General features: G+C 48.0%; 2 protein-coding genes and 1 pseudogene. All 3 read left to right on the top strand.

Going from position 1 to position 2,094, the window contains the following annotated elements; translation table 11 throughout:
* The first annotated feature begins 153 nt into the window (after positions 1-153).
* Positions 154-828: a response regulator transcription factor gene (locus Q0200_RS04595; protein ID WP_297938307.1), complete on the top strand. Its 675-nt coding sequence runs from the start codon at positions 154-156 to the stop codon at positions 826-828.
* A 17-nt stretch (positions 829-845) separates the two neighbouring features.
* A complete protein-coding gene (locus tag Q0200_RS04590) occupies positions 846-1,703 on the top strand; it encodes a hypothetical protein (RefSeq protein ID WP_297938304.1) in 858 nt (285 codons plus the stop codon).
* Positions 1,684-2,094 (top strand): annotated as a pseudogene (locus Q0200_RS04585) (sensor histidine kinase); the annotation flags it as partial. The gene Q0200_RS04590 and the pseudogene Q0200_RS04585, both read left to right, overlap by 20 nt.

Raw genomic sequence — 2,094 nt, 5'->3', positions numbered from 1 at the left:
TTTTGGAGATTTTTACGGCCGCCATCATCTGCATCATCGGCATTTTGATGATGCTTCGCTAAATTTACCCGCCGATTTCTCGTTAAATTTGATAAAATAGGACAAAATTTATCGCCTTGCCCGTTAAATTCGGGGCAAATTTAAGGAAAATAAATGTTTAAAATTTTAGTCGCCGAGGATGACGAGAATTTAAATAAAATCATCTGCCTAAAGCTCGCTCAGGAAGGCTTTTCTCCGCTTGCGGCTTTTGACGGAGAGCTGGCTTTGCAGCTGCTAGAGAGCGAGCGTGCCGACCTTGTGATCACCGATATCATGATGCCAGGGCTTAGCGGATACGAGCTAACCAAACAAATCAAGCTGCTAGACGAGTCGCTGCCGGTGCTGATGATAACGGCAAAAAGCGGCATGGAGGGCATGGAGAAGGGCTTTGTCACGGGGGCGGACGACTACATGAGCAAGCCTTTAAATTTAAAGGAGCTGATTTTACGCATAAACGCGCTTTTGCGCCGAGCTAAGATCGCTAGCGGCAAGCGGCTAAGGTTTAAAAACTCAGAGCTAGACTATGCGGCCCTTAGCCTAAAAATCGGCGGCGATACCGTGGAGCTTGCGCCAAAGGAGTTTTATCTACTCTTTTTACTACTCTCAAACCCGGGCAAAATTTTCACTCGACTAGAAATCATGCAAGAAGTCTGGGGCTACGACACGGATAGCGACGAGCGCGCGGTCGATACGCACGTAAAAAAACTACGCCGCAAGCTAGAAAGCTGCACGGACTTTGAGATAGCTACGGTACGCGGCATCGGCTACAAGGGCGAAATTTACGAGTGAGAGGCGGGGGAGATAAAATGAAAATTTTAAAGACTATTTTCGCGGCGGTATCGGCGGTTTGCTATCTAAACTCGGCCGTTTTACCCGAAAGCGACTGGAGCAAAAAGGATCTAAAAGGCGAGGTCAAAAGCATGACGGCTACGGAGTACGAATACTCTATAGACGGCTCCGGCGCGCTAGAAAATACTCGCGTAAAGCGGACGGAGTTTGACGAAAACGGCTATATAGTGCAAGAAACCGAGCACATAAACGGCGTGCCAAACAGCTCGGTTTTGTTTGAGTACGGCAAAGACGGGCTAATCCGCAAAAAATACCAAGATAGCGCCGTTTATCTCTACGAATACGAATTTGACGGCGAAAATTTAGTCGCGACGGCCAAAGAGCAACACGTGGAGGATAGATTTTACCCGCGCACGGAGAAAACTACTTACGGCAAGGACGGCAAAATGATCGCTCGGGCTGTATATTCGGGCAGGGAACTAGTGATAGACGATAGCTACGTCTACGATGAAAAGGGCGTTTTAACGCGGATAGAAGATAATATGGAGCCGCGGCACGGCATAGAGATAAGCTTCGAGCGCAAGCCAAACGGCGAATACGAAAAAATCACGCAAACTCCGAACTCAAAATGGGTTTATTACTACGCCGCAAACGGCGACGAGATGGAGTATACGTCGGTAAATTACTTCGGCTCTGAGGCAAAAATCTGGCAAATCTTGCAGTTTAAAGACATAACCAGGGACGAGCGGGGAAATTTGACGCGTAAAACCTCGGTCAAATTTAAGCCCGCGGACAAATACTACGAAAACGGCGACATAAAAGAGATCGGTCTATACAAAAAAACGGAAATAAAATATGAATATTACGCAAAATAAGAAAAAATACCTAATCAGTCTCAAAACCTACACCGCGGCGATGTTTATCTTCGTCTTTTGCGCGCTTTGCGTCGCGGCGTCGGCGGCAATCCTGGCTTACGAGCGGATATTTGAGATGAAGCTTGGGATGTTTTGGGGCATTATCAGCTTTTGCGCTATCGTGATGGGCGCGGGCGGAGCGATATTTTACGCGGTATCGGCCTATTTTTTGCGGTATGTCGAGAGCTTTAAGCAAGCGGCCGGCAAGATCGCTAGAGGCGACTTTGCCGTTAGGGTCGCGCGTAAAAACTGCAAACGCGGCGCGGATAGCGAGTATCTGCACGAGCTAGACGAGCTAGCGGCAAATATAAATTTGACCGCGGCGGCGCTGGAAAAAATGGACTACATGCAA

Source organism: uncultured Campylobacter sp., assembly GCF_938045225.1.
GTDB lineage: Bacteria > Campylobacterota > Campylobacteria > Campylobacterales > Campylobacteraceae > Campylobacter_A.
Note: the sequence above shows the minus strand (reverse complement) of the source record. Positions and strands in the feature narration are given on the sequence as shown.